Genomic DNA, 13,891 nt, shown 5'->3' with positions numbered 1-13,891 from the left:
GGCTCGCCGAGGTTCTCTGACTTCTCCAGCTTCAGCCAGATCTGCGCCCGTACTCGTCCTCAGGCGATTGAGCCGTCGGCCGCGTCGTGTAGGCGACCCAGCCTTTGGGGAGGATCTGCACGCCGTCCCATTTTCCGTCCTGTAGATACAGGAGCCCGAGCCGGGCCCAGTCGCGCGCCGAGGCGTAGAGAAACGCGCCGCCCATCAACGTGCCGGACGCATCGGGCGGGAGTTGCGCCGAGCGCATGCCGAGCGGGCCGAAAAGGCGTTTCCGCGGGTAGCGCAAATAGTCCCGCTCGTTGTCGAACGTCTCGCGGAGTACGCCGGACAGGATCGCCGCCGCGCCCGTCGAGTACGACCAATGGGTCCCGGGCGCATATGCAAGCGGTTTCGAGGCCGCGAACGCCGCCGTATTCTCTTGCACGAACATCATCTGCGACACGTCGCTAAGCTTGTCGTCGGGGTCCTCGTGGAAGGCTAGTCCCGACGTCATGCGCAGCAGCGTGTTGAGCGTGATCTCGCCGCGCATGTCGTCGCGCCCGAGCCATTCGGGCATCAGGCGCGTGTCGTCGAGTGCAAGCGCGCCATCCTTCACCCGCAGGCCGATGAGCGCGTTCGTTCCCGTCTTGCTCATGGACCACCCGACGAGCGGCATATGCGCATCGAATCCGGCGGCATAGCGTTCGGCGACGATGCGGCCCTTGTGCACCACCACGAGTGCCCGCGTGTTGCGCGGGCGTGCCGGGACCGGGTCCGCGAACACGGCATCGACGGCCTGGGACGCGGCCGGCCCATCTACGCCATCGGGCCATTCGAAGTCATTGTGCCAGTCGCCGGCCGCGACGCGCGACCCTTGCGGCCACTCCGCGTCCGGTGCCGCCGGCGGGTCGGAAGCAAATAGATCGGCGGTCCGTTCCCGAAGCGCGTCCGGCGATTGATGCCGGATGAGCGTACAGCCCAGCCCTTCCTGGAAGACCGCCGTCTGACCGGCGATTCCGAACGTGGACGCGCGCACGGTCTTGCCCGTTTCGTCCACATGGGGCCTGAAGAGAGCCAATGCACCGAGGCCGGGGCCCGACAAGTCCTCAGCCATCACGTCGTCGAAGCTCCGGCCCGAGACGAACAGCCCGGCGCAAAGCTGCTGGGCCATGTAGCCGGAGCCGAGCAGAGCGACGCGGTACAGCGGCGGCACGGCGAAGAGCGCGACCGCCGCGATCACGACAGTCAGCGCGGCCAGCCAGATCCTGCCGGAGCGCATGACAGATTTTGACACGGGACTCTCTTCCGCCCGCTAGAGCTCTTGCGCCGCCTTCAGCACCTCGTCCACGTGGCCCGGCACCTTCACCTTGCGCCAGATCGCGCGGATGACGCCTTTGCCGTCGATGAGAAAGGTCGAGCGGTCGATGCCCATGTATTTGCGGCCGTACATGCTCTTCTCGACCCAGGTGCCGTAGTCCGCGCACACCGCGCCGTCCTCGTCCGAGGCCAGCGGAAATGTCAGCTCGTATTTCTCCTTGAACTTGTCGTGCTTCTTCACCGGGTCCTTGGAGATGCCAATGACTTTCGCCTTCGCCTTGGAGAAATCCGGGAAGCGCGTCGCGAAAGGCGCAGGCCTCCGCCGTGCAGCCTGACGTATCGTCCTCGGGTAGAAATAGAGGATGACGGTTTCGCCCTTGAGGTCTTTCAGGGAGATGGTGCCGCCGCCGTCCGTCGGAAGATTGAAACTGGGCGCCTTGTCGCCGACCTCTAAAGTCATACCGTTTTGCCTCCTATTTGAGTCGTTTCGTCACCCGCACATGCGGGATCGTCTGTTCGAAAAATGCTGCGCCTTCCTGCGCGTAGCCGTGCTTGAGGTAGAACCCTTCGGCCCCGACCCGCGCATGGGCGACCATAAGCCGGAAACCGGCGGACGTGCCCCAACGCTCAACATGCGCGACCAGCCGTGACCCGACGCGCGCGGCACGCTTGGGCTCGACGACGGCCATTTGTTTCAGATGCAGCGTGGTTTCGTCCAGGGGCCGCAAGGACACCGTACCCACCACCGCGCCGCAATCCACCGCGCAGAAGTGCTGGCGCATGGTGTCGTCCGCCAGTTCCTCGGAGCTCACCGTGAGGCCCAAGGGCCGGCGCAGGATATCCTCGCGCAAACGCAAGGCATCGCGGTAGAGGCCGGAGCCGACGGGCGCCTCGAAGATCAGGACGGTTGTGCTGCGGTCCATGACGGTCACTCCTGTACGGGCGCCGCCTCCGCCGGGGCTTCCTCCGCTGGAGGTTCCGCGAGACGTTCCACCATCTTCCAGAGCGCGCTGATCTGCGGCGCGCCCTTGCCAAGATAGTCGAGACCCGTATAGCCCCACCAGTCCCAGCACCCTTGGGGGTTCACGACGCTGGAGGCGATCTGCGGGAACAGGATAATCAGCCGGTTCGTGTCGGCCAACTCCGCGTAGCCCGTGTCCTCGATGAAGGTGCCCCCGACTCGGGTGCGCGATTGCTGGCAGCCGTGCAAGGCCACGTGCACGCGGCAGCCGGGCGTCTCCCGGCACGAGGGCGGGATATAGACGACGCCTTCGTCGGCCAGCCCTTCGCCGGCTTCGGTGAACTCGGCCTGTTCGAACACGACGAAGTCGCCCTTCGCTTCGCCGGCCGCGGGCGCAGCGGACGTAGATCCAGCCGAGGATGGCGCGTGCCTGGTCGTAGTCGCAGTCGCTGACGAAGGGCGTTTCCGACAGGCCGCAAGCCGCGCCGCCTTCTTCGGTGATGAAGGCGTGGCCGCCGTCACCCTCCACATAGGAGATATTGCCCCCTGGCACGCCGGCGAGTTCGTAGAATTTCTTGGCGGCTTCGACCACGGGGCGGCTGACCGTGGAATCCTTGTCGCCGGAATAGAGATAGACGTTGTGCGTCGCCAGCGCCGAGAGCGGATCGATATCGCCGTCCTCGGCCAGGCCGCGGGCGCGCGCCAAAAGCTTCTCCGGATCCGGCTCGCCGAGGGTGGTTTTCATGCAGCTCTGCGCCGCCTGTATCGCGTTCTGCGCCACCCCCGTGGCCCAATAGGGGAACAGCCGTGCGGATGCTGATTCGGCGCAGGCGAAAGGACCGCCGGCGACAATTCCTGCGCCTGCGATGTTCTCGGAATGCGCGATCTCTAACTGCCCGGCCATGAAGGCGCCGGACGACAGGCCGGAAACGGACGTCTGCGACAGGGCGGCGCCGAGCTTTGGCAGCGCCTCGGCGGCGGCTTGTCCGGGCACGAACAGTGCCCAGCAGAGCACCGAACTGAGAGCGGCAGATTGGGTCGCGGCCCAGCTTCGTACCAACAAGGTCATTGTCGCACAGGCTCCTCGGGAAGGGCGTGCCAGCCTCGGCGGAAGGCGCCGACTGTCACAATCGAAGTTAGAGCGCGTCCGTGATGTTCATACCACGCGTCACGGGGTCCCAATGTGACCTTTGCCACCAAAAAACCACTTGCAAGGGTGACTCGCGCGGTGCAAAGAACTGCCCCTTATTCGACTGGATCTATCTACTGGTTGGGGAGGACGCCATGTCCAGTGACGCCCTCTTCCAATTGGGGATGGACTTGGATCATGGTTCAAGCACCGCCCAAACGGAAGAAACGCAAGCCTTGTGCCTCGAGGCCGAGTTGGCTGAAGAGCGCAAGGACTTTTTCTGTGAGCGAGATGGTGTGCGCTACGCGGGCACGCATCTCATAATTGATCTTCTCGGGGCGGAACGGCTCGACGACCTGGAGCACATCGAAGCGACGCTGAGGCAGTGCGTGGAGGAGGCGAACGCCACTCTCCTGCACATCCATCTGCATCACTTCGAGCCGAATGGCGGTGTGTCGGGCGTCGCGGTTCTTGCCGAGTCGCATATCTCGATCCACAGCTGGCCCGAATACGGCTATGCGGCGCTCGACGTGTTCATGTGCGGCGCCGCCGATCCGAACGCGACGATCGAGGTCATGAAACGCGCGTTTTCTCCGGACAACGTGGTCGTGAAAACCGAACTTCGCGGTAGGGAACTTGAGCGATGGACCGTTGGGTCGAAGAGACACTCCATGGCGGCTTCCGCGTCCGCCTGAAGGCGGACAAGGTTCTGTTCGACAGCCAGACCGAACATCAGCAGCTGATAATCTTCGAGAACAAAGATTTCGGCCGCGTGATGATGTTGGATGGCGTCGTCCAGGTCTCCACGAAGGACGAGTTCGTCTACCACGAGATGATGGCGCACGTGCCGCTGTTCGCTCATGGCAAGGCGAAGAACGTGCTCGTGATCGGCGGCGGCGACGGCGGGGTCCTGCGCGAGGTGCTGCGGCATCCGGACGCAAGCCGCGCGACGCTATGCGAGATCGACGGCAGCGTGATCGATCTTTGCCGGGAGCACTTTCCGGAAATTTCGAACGGCGCCTTCGACAACAAGCGTACGCGCGTCGTCATTGCCGACGGCACCAAATTCGTGGCCGAGACGGACGAGCGCTTCGACGTGATCCTCGTGGACTCGACCGACCCGATCGGGCCGGGGGGCTGTGCTCTTCACGAAGAGTTCTATGCCGATTGCAGGCGCGCGCTGGCGCCGGGCGGCGTCCTCGTCACGCAGAACGGGCTGCCCTTCCTCCAAGCGTCCGAGCTCAAGCAGTCCGTCGGCTATTTCCGCGAGTTGTTCGAGGACGCGTTCGCCTACATGGCGACCACGCCGAGCTATTTCGGCGATGCCATGTCCTATGGCTGGGCGAGCGACAACGACGACCTGCGGCAATATACGGTCGGCGAGATCGAATGGCGCTACGCCGCGGCGGGCGCGTTCCCGACGAAGTACTGGAATCCGCGTGTCCACGTCGCCGCGTTCGCGCTGCCGAACTACGTTCTGGACTTGGTCGAGGCCTAATCCGCTCGAAGCCTGGCGGCGCCGCTCAGAGTTTTCCGAAGGTCGGGAGTTCGCCCACCAAGGGGTGGCAATAGTCGTAGAACACGGCGCTGATGTTGTTGCCGTCGTCCGAGAAATCCTCCGGCATATGCCGCGCGTGGCGCGCCACCGCCGACAAGTCCGCCCGGCCGAATTCGCTTCGGTAGTCACCGGGCACGTTCGAGGTCCGGATGATGGTGATAGAGGCGCCAGCGTCGCCGTCCGCGGCAAGCTTGGCCGCGTGCCGCCCGACGCCACGGGCCTCCATGGCATCGACGGATGACGTCGCCGGCCAGCAGCGCTGCAGATAGCCGAACGTATCGGCGCGGACGCGGGGCGCTTTGCCGCCCGCCGGCGTCAGCGCCTTCTTCACCGCATCGGCGAGGCCGTCACCGAGGGCGCCCGAGCCCGAAAGCTGCACATTGCCGTGGGCGTCCACTTCGCCCGAGCGCATGAGCTGCGGCCCGATCTCGTTGCCGTCGGCATCCCGGATGCCTTCGCTCACGGCGATCTGGCAGCGGCCCAGGGCCGAGTAGACCCGATCGACATCGTGGAGGAAGTGATCCATCACGAACGGGACCTCGGGCACGTAAATCAGATGCGGCGCCGGCCGCTTAGCCGCGTCCTTGTCGGTCTCGCGGCAGCCGCGTGCAAGCGATGCGGCAGCCGTGAGAAACCCCGCTTGCCGGCCCATGACGACATTGATCTTGATGCCGCCGAGGCTGGCATTGTCGAGCGCATCGCCCATGTGGGCGAGCGTCACGAAGCGCGCGGCAGAGGCAAAGCCCGGCGTGTGATCGTTCTCCTTGAGGTCGTTGTCGATCGTCTTCGGCACGTGGAAGCAGCGCATCTCGTACCCTGCCCTCGCCGCTCTTCTCGCCGATTCGGCAGGTGTCGGCGGAATCGTTGCCGCCGATATAGAAGAAGTAGCGGATGTTGTTCTGGCGGCAGCTTGGAGAATCTGCGCGCAGTATTCTTCGTCGGGCTTGTCGCGGGTGGACCCGAGCGCCGCGGACGGCGTCTGGGCGACGGCCTCGAGTGTCTTGGCCGGCATCGCGGTGAGGTCGACCAGGTCTCCGCCATCCTTGGCGATCCCGCGCACGCCATGGCGCATGCCGAGGATCTGCTTCACCGTCCCGGAGGCAACGAGGCCCTTCTGCAGGCCCTCGACGACGCCCACAAGCGACTGGTTGATGACGGCGGTCGGGCCGCCTGACTGGCCAATGGCCGCATTCCCGGTTGGAAGATCAGACACGCGCTACCCCTTCTTGGCTCCTCGTTGTGGCGGCACCATGCCCCGGAGCCTTGACCCGTTGCAAGACCTTGGGCGCCGCCGCTGGAGAAGCAGTGTCTGGGCTGGCCTAAGCCGCTCGCAGAAGGTGCAGGCTGAAAAGCGCCGCCTTGTCGGTCCAGACCTCGGCCGGCTCCCAGCCGCCGCGCCTGGCGAGATCCTGAAAGCCCTCAATCGAGTATTTGTGGGAGTTCTCGGTGTGGATGCGCTCGCCTTTCGCGAAGTCGAAGCGCTGTCCCAGGACATGGACGGTCTGATCCGCGAGGCTCTCGAGATAGATCTCAATGCGCCCTTGGCGGGGATTGTAGACCGCCCGGTGGGCAAACCGGTCCGTGTCGAAATCGCCGTCGAGCTCCCGGTTGATCCGCGACAGGAGGTTGAGGCTGAACGATGCGGTCACGCCGCGCGCGTCGTCATAGGCTGGAATCAGGATGTCGAGGCTCTTCTGAAGATCGACACCGATCAGGAAGGTGCTTCCCGGTCCCAGCAGCCGCGTGGCGTTCGCTAGAAAGTCCGTAGCCTCCTCATGGGTGAGGTTGCCGATCGTGGAGCCGGAGAAGAAGCCGAGCGGCTGATCGGCCTCGATGCCATGGAGGTCGCGGGGCTTGGTGAAGTCGCCGACGACGGGGCGGACGGTCAGATCCTCGAAGTCGGCCTCCAGCCCCTCCGCGGCTTCCGCGAGGAAGCTCTCCGACACGTCGATCGGCACATACGTCTCGAGGCCGTCCAGAGCCTCGATCAGGAGGCGCGTTTTCCGGCTCGACCCGGAGCCGAATTCGACCAAGGTCTCGACCGGACCGACGCATTCGGTGATCTCGTCGCCATAGGCCCGAAGCAATGCGATCTCCGTGCGTGTCGGATAATACTCGTCGAGCTTCGTGATCTCCTCGAACAGGGCCGAGCCGGCCTCGTCGTAGAGAAAGCGCGAGGGAATGTGGCGGGGCTTGTCCGCAAGACCTTCCAGGACGGCTCTAGCGAACTCGGCGTCGCGAACGGCAAGGGTCGGCTGGTCGGCTTCTGCGACGTCGCGCGCGCGTGATAGGGAGAAAGCGCTCGACATTACGCGTCCGCCGCGAGCCGCAGGCCCGTAAACTGCCAGCGCTGCTGGGGATAGAAGAAGTTCCGGTAGGTCCGGCGGACATGACCATCGGGGGTCGCACAGGACCCGCCCTTGAGGACGAACTGGTTGCACATGAATTTCCCGTTGTACTCGCCGACGGCGCCCGGGGCAGGTTTGTAGCCCGGATAGGGCAGGTAGGCGCTGGCGGTCCATTCCCACACATCGCCGAACATCTGGGTCAGTCCCGCGTCGTCCGGTGCGGGTTGCGGGCTTAGGAAGCCGCTTCCGAGCGTTCGGCCGGTTTCGGAAAGACCTGCCGAGGCATGTTCCCATTCGAATTCGGACGGGAGCCGGTAACCGGCCCACCGGGCAAAGGCATCCGCCTCGAAATAGCTGACATGGGTCACCGGTGCGGCGGGGTTCACGGGGCGAAAACCTCGAAGCCCCATCTGCCCATAACCGTTTTGGGCCCGCTCGAAATAGAGGCGCGCGCGCCAGCCCTCGGCGTTGATGAGGTTCCATCCGTCCGCCAGCCACAGCGCCGACGTCTCGTAGCCGCCGTCCTCGATGAAGGCGATCCATTCGGCATTGGTGACGCAGCGATTGGCGATCTTGAAGGGACGAATGAGTTGCTCGTGGCGCGGTCCCTCATTGTCATAAGAGAAGCCGCTTCCGTCGTGACCGACCTCGAACACCCCGCCGTCGAATTCGACGAATGCAAGAGGATCGGGCGTGCCGGCGGGTCCGCCCGGCGCAGCGTCGCGATACGTCGGTTTCAGCGGCTGGGACGCGAACAGGCTCAAAATGTCCGTGAGCAGCAATTCCTGATGCTGCTGTTCGTGATTGATGCCGAGTTCGACGAGCGCGGCAGCCTCGTCCGGAATCTCGCCGGCAAACAAACTGTCGAGTGCCTCGTCCACATAGGCGCGGTAGGCGCGAACCTCGTCGCCCGAGGGGCGCGTTAGCAGACCGCGAAAGGGGCGCGGATGGCGGGCGCCGACGCTCTCGTAATAAGAGTTGAAGCAGTATTCGAAACGTTCGTCGAAGCGGGTATAGCCGGGAAGAAATTGCGACAGAACAAACGCCTCGAAGAACCAGGTGGTGTGGGCGAGATGCCATTTCGTCGGACTGGCGTCGTCCATGGCTTGAACGACTTGATCTTCGTCGCTCAAGGGCGCGGCGAGCTCGTGCGACAGGGCGCGCGTCGCCATCAGTCTCTGACCGAGGCGGTCGTATCGCGTTGGTGTTTCTTGGGGTGAGTCTGCGAGGATAGTCTGTGTGAGGCTCATGGTTCCTCCCGGTTACCGTTTGGACCCTAAGGGGCAACACTACGCCGGACAGCTTGTTCCATATCTCGAAACACGTCACCATGCACAATTCCGTGACGATGATCGGGCAATTTCAGAAGGAAATGTCAGTGCCCAACGTGGAACAGGATCCGTTGATCGTGGTCGACGGGCGCCAGTCGGAGGCCGCAGCCGCGCTACAGCGCGGCGTCTGCCGCACGTTGCGTGCCTATGGGCATTCGGTGATCACGGAATTGCCGCTCTCGAACGGCCGGCGTGCGGATGTTGTCGGGCTTTCGGCCGCGGGTGACATCATGATCGTCGAGATCAAGTCCTGTCTCACCGATTATCGCACCGACGGAAAGTGGCACGAATATCTCGACTATTGCGACAGGCTCTACTTCGCGGTGTCTGCGGATTTCCCGAGTGAGGTGATTCCGGAACACGCCGGGCTGATTCTCGCCGATCGCTACGGCGCGGAACTTGTCCGCGAGCCCAAAGAGGACCGGCTTAATGCCGCGCGGCGCAAAGCGATGATGTTGTGTTTCGCGCGCGCCGCCGCGCTCCGGCTCCAGCACCAGCTGGATCCAGGGTGTGGCTTGAGAAGCTAACGCGCCCTGTCGCTATTTGGGGGCGCGCTTCGCCAAGATTCGCTGAAGCGTACGGCGATGCATGTTGAGCCGGCGAGCCGTCTCCGAGACATTGCGATTGCAAAGCTCATAAACGCGCTGAATGTGCTCCCAACGGACGCGGTCCGCTGACATCGGATTTTCCGGCGGCAAGGCCTTGTCGTCGGGCGCCGCGATGAGCGCGTTGTAGACGTCGTCGGCATCGGCGGGTTTGGCGAGATAGTCGACGGCGCCGATCTTCACCGCCGAAACGGCCGTCGCGATATTGCCGTAGCCGGTAAGGATCACCGCCCGCGAATCGGGTCGTATTTCCTTCAAGGCCGCGACGACATCGATGCCGCTGCCGTCATCGAGACGCATGTCCACGACAGCAAAGGCTGGGGGCCGCTGCCGAAGCATCGCCAAGCCTTCGTCCACCGAGCCTGCGGCCTCGACGGCAAAGCCCCGGGTTTCCATGGCGCGCGCCAAGCGCTGCAGGAACGCCCGATCGTCGTCGACAATCAGTAGCGTGTTGTCCTGGAGGGGGCCGCTGAAATCCTCTGACATCGGTAGTACCGGCTGCATATCCATAAGTCTGCTCCCTTTGCGGTCGTACAACCCAACCAAAGGGCGTGTCCTCCCGGACGCGAGTACAATTTGCCTTATATAGCTTGGCTGACAGGTAAGGTCTTTAACCAGTCATGACAAGTCTTGGCAGTTTCCGCCACGGCCTATTCTAACGGAAAAACGGAAAAACTGGGCCGTTCACGGCTGTGTTTTATCCTTATGGTGAAGAATACGGCAGCCGATGGGCGAATGGGGCCACGGAAGCCTAAATCGCCAAGTCCGTGTGATGGCAACATTGGGGCTCTTCGAACGCCTTTCTCGGCCAAATGACCGTTACGACGGCCCCCGTTTCGGGCTCATGCCGATTGGCGAGCTCGAGGCGCGCACAAGACCGCTCGAGCAGTGTCTTGGCGATGAAGAAGCCCAGTCCCATGCCGGCATGGCCCGGCTCGTCGTGGTCGACGGTCGCGGCGGGTCGTGTGGTCACGAACGGCTCGCCGAGCTGCTCGAGAACGTCCGGGGGAAACCCGTCCCCGTCGTCGGTGACGACGATCCGGACTTCGTCGCGCGACCAGCTCGCATCGACGTCGACCTGCTCCTTGGCGAAGTCGAGAGCATTCTCGATCAGATTACCGAGGCCGTACAGGACGCCGGGATTGCGATCGGTCACCGGCTCGCGCACCGCATCGCTGTTCGTGGACACCCCAGGTTGCGGACCTGCAGTCACGTTGATCGGGACGGCGAGCGGCCGATACGGTTCGACCACCTCATCAATGAGGTGGCTGACAGGCAGCCGCGAGAGAATCGTGTCGAGTTCCTCGGCGCGCGCGCTCAATTCCTTCAGGATGTCGCGGCAGCGCTCGGCCTGATGCCGGACGAGAAGCAAATCGTCGTAGATCGGGTCGCCTTCCTGGGCCGCGTGTAGGAGTTCCTTGGTGGCGACGGCGATCGTGGCGAGCGGGGTGCCGAGTCCGTGAGCGGCCGCGGCGGCCATGCCGTCGAGAGCGGACAGTCTTTGCTCGCGTGCGAGCACCATCTCCGTCGCGGCCAGCGCCTCGGCCATGCGCCGGTTCTCTTGCGCCGTGCGCCACGTATAGAAGCCGATGAAGACGATCCCGAGCACGACCGCCGCCCAGACTCCCAGCACGTAGATCTGCGGGATCGCGATGGTTTGGGAATGGCACCAAGCAATCGGGTGATGAAAGAGTTCGGAGCCCGCATTGTCTTGGTGACACCACGGCAGCGGGTAGTGGGCGTATGCGAGGACGCTCGCTGCGGCGATCGCGAGAAGGCCGAGCGCGATGGTCGTGCGCAGCGGCAGGGCGGATGCGGACACCGCGACCGGCGCGACCAGGAGAAACGCAAACGGGTTCTCCAGTCCGCCGGTGAGATAGAGCAGCGCGGCGAGTTGGATAATGTCGAAACCCAGCATCAGAAACGCCGAGCGGGCGGTCAGGCGCTGGCTTTCCGGAAAACGGATGCGCAAAGCCACGTTGAGCCAGGCCGACAGCGCGATCACGGCGAAGCACCAGCCGATCGGGACTGTCATGCCCAGGCCCCAATGGACCGCCAAGATCGTCAGGCTCTGACCGACCACGGCAAGCCACCGCAGCCGGACGATCGTATGGAGGCGCAGCCGGGAATCGCCCGCGCGCAACCATTCCGGCTGCGCGGGATCGATTGTCGCCTGCTGCGTTTCAGTGAGGCTCATGACGCAACCCTAGCATGGGCCGGAAGCTATAATTCCGACAAAGATGTTCCGTATCGCAAGGCGCCCCGACGCCGCAAGGCGGCCGAAAAGCGCGGGGCGCAGCAAGGATGGAGACGACGTGGCGAGAGACATCGTACAGGACGAAGGCGGAGCGGCAGCGGCCGACCTGGCTCCTGTCGTCGTGCGCGGTCTCACCAAGCGCTTCGGATCCGTGACCGCCGTCGATCATCTCGACTTCACCTTGGAAGCGGGATCGACCGTCGCGCTTCTTGGCGGCAACGGCGCCGGCAAGACCACGACCATCGCCATGCTGCTCGGGTTGATTCGGCCAAGCGCGGGCACGGTGCACGTCTTCGGCGCCGATATCACGAGCAACCGCTATGCGGTCGCGCAGCGCATGAATTTCCAAAGTCCCTACGTGGACCTGCCGCAGCGGCTCACGGTCCGCCAGAATCTCATGGTCTATGCCGGTCTGTACGGGATCGCCAACGCGCGCGAACGTATTGCCAGCGTCGCCGCACAGTTGCAGATCGACGCGCTTCTTGAACGGCCCACGGGAAAACTTTCGGCGGGACAGAGACCCGCGTTGGTCTCGCCAAGGCATTGCTGAATGCCCCCGAACTTCTTCTGCTCGATGAGCCTACCGCATCGCTCGACCCGGACACCGCGGATTGGGTGCGTCAAACGATCAAGGGCTACGCATCGTCCCGAGGCGCGACCCTGCTCATCGCCTCACACAATATGGCGGAGGTCGAGCGGCTGGCCGATCGCGTGATTCTTCTGCATGCCGGCCGCATCGTCGAAGACGAAACGCCGGCGGCTCTTATCGCCGCCTACGGCCGCGAAACGCTTGAAGACGTGTTCTTGGACGTCGTACGCGGACGCAGCGCGTACGACATGCCGGACCGCACGCAAAGAGAAGCCTCATGAGTTCGCACCGGCTCGACGAAACCGTCAGTCCTATCCTTCTTGCGCCGACCGGCGTGCGATCGTCGGTGCGCCGCATCGGCGCGCTGCTGCGGCGCTACATCTATCTCTTGCGAAGTTCGAGCGTGCGGCTCGTCGAGCTGATTTATTGGCCGTTCCTGCAGATGCTGACCTGGGGCTTCCTGCAGAAGTTCCTGGCAAGCACGAACAATCCCTACGCGAAAGGGCGCCGGCGTCCTGATCGGGGCGGTGCTGCTATGGGACATTCTGTTCCGGTCCAATCTCGGTTTCTTCACGACGTTCATCGAAGAGATGTGGTCGCGCAATCTGGGCAATTTGCTGATCAGCCCGTTGCGCCCGCATGAGCTCGTCATGGCGCTTTGTATCTGGAGCGTCATGCGGCTTTCGGTCGGTATGATCCCCGTGGCGCTGGCCGCGTTCCTCATCTTCGAATTCAACCTGCTCAACCTCGGTCTGTGGCTCGTGGTGTTCTTCGCCATGCTCGTCCTGACGAGCTGGTCCTTGGGCCTGATCGCGGCGGGCGTCATGTTGCGCTACGGCCTCGGCGCGGAGGAACTGGCCTGGTCGCTTGCCTTCTTGCTGTTGCCGCTGACTTGTGTGTACTACCCGCTATCCGCACTTCCCGGCTGGCTCCAATACGTCGCGCTCGCGCTTCCGCCGACCCATGTATTCGAAGGCATGCGCGCGATTCTGTTGGAACACCGTTTCGATCCCGGCGATCTGTGGTGGGCGTTCGGATTGAACGTGTTCTATCTCGCCGTGGGGTACGGCGTGTTCCGTTGGTTGTTGAGCCGCGCCCGTGACAACGGCTCATTGCTGCAGCTTGGTGAGTGAGACAATGAAACGTCGTTTGCTTCTCGTGATTGTCGGAAGTTTTCTGCTTGGGTCCCTGATCGGCGTCGGCGCGCTTATACTCAATCAGGCATCCCCAAATAAGAACCGCGTGATCACGAGCGGACAGGCACTGATCGGCGGCCCGTTCGAACTCGTCGGCAAGGACGGTAAGACCGTCACGGACACCGATTTTCGCGGTCGCTACATGCTCGTGTTTTTCGGCTTCACACACTGCCCGGATATTTGTCCCGCCGAGTTGCAGGTCATGTCGGCGGCGCTGGACGAACTCGGCGACAAGGCGGACAAAGTCGTCCCGATTTTCATCACCGTCGATCCGGAGCGCGACACGCCGGAACTGGTGACCGCGTATGTTGAGAATTTCGGACCGAACTTTGTCGGTCTAACGGGTTCGCCGCAGGCGATCGCAGAAGCGGCGAAAGCGTACCGCGTGACCTATCAGAAGTTCCAGGAAGAGGGCGCGGGCGACAACAACTACAGCGTCGACCATTCGGCGCTCCTCTATCTCATGGGGCCGGACGGCAAGTTTGTGACGCATTTCCCGTACGGAACGTCTCCGGAAAAAATGGCTGAAACATTGCGCCGCTATTTGTGATCGCGCGACAGTCGGCCCTGCGGCCATCTGTCATTGTACAGCAGCACAATATCACCATCCCATTTTGCGAT

At 63.5% G+C, this 13,891-nt stretch carries 15 protein-coding genes and 1 pseudogene; 7 read left to right on the top strand and 9 right to left on the bottom strand.

Features of this window, described 5'->3' with window-relative positions; genetic code table 11:
* Nucleotides 1-31 precede the first annotated feature (31 nt).
* Genes AUC70_RS04690 through AUC70_RS17845 form a run of 4 tightly spaced genes read right to left on the bottom strand, consistent with a single transcriptional unit; the run spans nt 32 to nt 2,617 of the window.
* Entirely contained in the window at nt 32-1,273 is a 1,242-nt protein-coding gene (locus AUC70_RS04690) for a serine hydrolase domain-containing protein (protein WP_141701955.1), read from the bottom strand.
* Nucleotides 1,274-1,291: 18 nt separating this feature from the next.
* Nucleotides 1,292-1,756: a peroxiredoxin gene (locus AUC70_RS04685; RefSeq protein ID WP_083241255.1), complete on the bottom strand. Its 465-nt coding sequence runs from the start codon at nt 1,754-1,756 to the stop codon at nt 1,292-1,294.
* A 13-nt stretch (nt 1,757-1,769) separates the two neighbouring features.
* The gene (locus AUC70_RS04680) at nt 1,770-2,219 is read right to left on the bottom strand and encodes a GNAT family N-acetyltransferase (RefSeq protein ID WP_069444141.1); all 450 of its coding nucleotides are present in this window, start codon (nt 2,217-2,219) and stop codon (nt 1,770-1,772) included.
* A gap of 5 nt (nt 2,220-2,224) precedes the next feature.
* Nucleotides 2,225-2,617, bottom strand: a complete 393-nt coding sequence (locus AUC70_RS17845) for an alpha/beta hydrolase family protein (RefSeq protein ID WP_244505499.1) — start codon at nt 2,615-2,617, stop codon at nt 2,225-2,227.
* 924 nt (nt 2,618-3,541) lie between these two features.
* On the opposite strand from AUC70_RS17845, the gene speD reads away from it, so the two are divergent.
* Both speD and speE read left to right on the top strand, forming a co-directional pair.
* On the top strand, nt 3,542-4,081 hold the full coding sequence (gene speD, locus AUC70_RS04670; RefSeq protein WP_069443804.1) for an adenosylmethionine decarboxylase: 540 nt from the start codon (nt 3,542-3,544) through the stop codon (nt 4,079-4,081).
* Entirely contained in the window at nt 4,030-4,884 is an 855-nt protein-coding gene (gene speE / locus AUC70_RS04665) for a polyamine aminopropyltransferase (RefSeq protein WP_069443803.1), read from the top strand. Before speD ends, speE begins: the two co-directional genes overlap by 52 nt.
* Before the next feature lie 25 nt (nt 4,885-4,909).
* On the opposite strand, the gene AUC70_RS04660 is transcribed toward speE, so the two are convergent.
* The 3 genes from AUC70_RS04660 to egtB form a co-directional block, all read right to left on the bottom strand.
* The gene (locus AUC70_RS04660) at nt 4,910-6,157 is read right to left on the bottom strand and encodes a diphosphate--fructose-6-phosphate 1-phosphotransferase (protein ID WP_083241253.1); all 1,248 of its coding nucleotides are present in this window, start codon (nt 6,155-6,157) and stop codon (nt 4,910-4,912) included.
* A 106-nt stretch (nt 6,158-6,263) separates the two neighbouring features.
* Nucleotides 6,264-7,253: an L-histidine N(alpha)-methyltransferase gene (gene egtD / locus AUC70_RS04655; protein ID WP_069443802.1), complete on the bottom strand. Its 990-nt coding sequence runs from the start codon at nt 7,251-7,253 to the stop codon at nt 6,264-6,266.
* Nucleotides 7,253-8,542, bottom strand: coding sequence for an ergothioneine biosynthesis protein EgtB (gene egtB / locus AUC70_RS04650; RefSeq protein ID WP_069443801.1), 1,290 nt, complete (start codon nt 8,540-8,542; stop codon nt 7,253-7,255). Before egtB ends, egtD begins: the two co-directional genes overlap by 1 nt.
* 80 nt (nt 8,543-8,622) lie before the next feature.
* On the opposite strand from egtB, the gene AUC70_RS04645 reads away from it, so the two are divergent.
* Complete coding sequence (locus AUC70_RS04645) at nt 8,623-9,150, top strand: MmcB family DNA repair protein (RefSeq protein ID WP_244505498.1); 528 nt, start codon at nt 8,623-8,625, stop codon at nt 9,148-9,150.
* Between the two features lie 12 nt (nt 9,151-9,162).
* Here the strand turns inward: AUC70_RS04645 and AUC70_RS04640 are convergent, their stop codons facing one another.
* Complete coding sequence (locus tag AUC70_RS04640; RefSeq protein ID WP_425283579.1) at nt 9,163-9,738, bottom strand: ActR/PrrA/RegA family redox response regulator transcription factor; 576 nt, start codon at nt 9,736-9,738, stop codon at nt 9,163-9,165.
* A 241-nt stretch (nt 9,739-9,979) separates the two neighbouring features.
* Entirely contained in the window at nt 9,980-11,425 is a 1,446-nt protein-coding gene (locus AUC70_RS04635) for an ActS/PrrB/RegB family redox-sensitive histidine kinase (RefSeq protein ID WP_083241252.1), read from the bottom strand.
* A 118-nt stretch (nt 11,426-11,543) separates the two neighbouring features.
* Between AUC70_RS04635 and AUC70_RS04630 the strand changes: the two are divergent.
* The 4 genes and pseudogenes from AUC70_RS04630 to AUC70_RS04620 all read left to right on the top strand — a co-directional run bounded on the left by AUC70_RS04630 (nt 11,544) and on the right by AUC70_RS04620 (nt 13,820).
* Nucleotides 11,544-12,355: pseudogene (locus AUC70_RS04630) on the top strand (ABC transporter ATP-binding protein).
* A complete protein-coding gene (locus AUC70_RS18545) occupies nt 12,352-12,717 on the top strand; it encodes a hypothetical protein (RefSeq protein WP_342021959.1) in 366 nt (121 codons plus the stop codon). Before AUC70_RS04630 ends, AUC70_RS18545 begins: the two are co-directional and overlap by 4 nt.
* Nucleotides 12,665-13,207 (top strand): ABC transporter permease, encoded by a 543-nt coding sequence (locus tag AUC70_RS18540; protein ID WP_342021958.1) that lies wholly within the window; start codon nt 12,665-12,667, stop codon nt 13,205-13,207. The genes AUC70_RS18545 and AUC70_RS18540 overlap by 53 nt, the downstream gene beginning before the upstream one ends.
* Nucleotides 13,208-13,211: 4 nt before the next feature.
* Complete coding sequence (locus AUC70_RS04620; RefSeq protein WP_069443800.1) at nt 13,212-13,820, top strand: SCO family protein; 609 nt, start codon at nt 13,212-13,214, stop codon at nt 13,818-13,820.
* The last annotated feature ends 71 nt before the right edge of the window (nt 13,821-13,891 follow it).

The organism is Methyloceanibacter stevinii (genome assembly GCF_001723355.1).
GTDB classification, from domain to species: domain Bacteria; phylum Pseudomonadota; class Alphaproteobacteria; order Rhizobiales; family Methyloligellaceae; genus Methyloceanibacter; species Methyloceanibacter stevinii.
Note: the sequence above shows the minus strand (reverse complement) of the source record. Positions and strands in the feature narration are given on the sequence as shown.

Bases quoted from the DNA above. Each gene is read 5' to 3' on its own strand.
- AUC70_RS04685 (WP_083241255.1), bottom strand. From the start codon at position 1,756: ATGACTTTAGAGGTCGGCGACAAGGCGCCCAGTTTCAATCTTCCGACG.
- AUC70_RS04680 (WP_069444141.1), bottom strand. From the start codon at position 2,219: ATGGACCGCAGCACAACCGTCCTGATCTTCGAGGCGCCCGTCGGCTCC.
- speD (WP_069443804.1), top strand. From the start codon at position 3,542: ATGTCCAGTGACGCCCTCTTCCAATTGGGGATGGACTTGGATCATGGT.
- speE (WP_069443803.1), top strand. From the start codon at position 4,030: ATGGACCGTTGGGTCGAAGAGACACTCCATGGCGGCTTCCGCGTCCGC.
- egtD (WP_069443802.1), bottom strand. From the start codon at position 7,253: ATGTCGAGCGCTTTCTCCCTATCACGCGCGCGCGACGTCGCAGAAGCC.
- egtB (WP_069443801.1), bottom strand. From the start codon at position 8,542: ATGAGCCTCACACAGACTATCCTCGCAGACTCACCCCAAGAAACACCA.
- AUC70_RS04645 (WP_244505498.1), top strand. From the start codon at position 8,623: ATGCACAATTCCGTGACGATGATCGGGCAATTTCAGAAGGAAATGTCA.
- AUC70_RS04640 (WP_425283579.1), bottom strand. From the start codon at position 9,738: ATGGATATGCAGCCGGTACTACCGATGTCAGAGGATTTCAGCGGCCCC.
- AUC70_RS04635 (WP_083241252.1), bottom strand. From the start codon at position 11,425: ATGAGCCTCACTGAAACGCAGCAGGCGACAATCGATCCCGCGCAGCCG.
- AUC70_RS18545 (WP_342021959.1), top strand. From the start codon at position 12,352: ATGAGTTCGCACCGGCTCGACGAAACCGTCAGTCCTATCCTTCTTGCG.
- AUC70_RS18540 (WP_342021958.1), top strand. From the start codon at position 12,665: ATGTGGTCGCGCAATCTGGGCAATTTGCTGATCAGCCCGTTGCGCCCG.
- AUC70_RS04620 (WP_069443800.1), top strand. From the start codon at position 13,212: ATGAAACGTCGTTTGCTTCTCGTGATTGTCGGAAGTTTTCTGCTTGGG.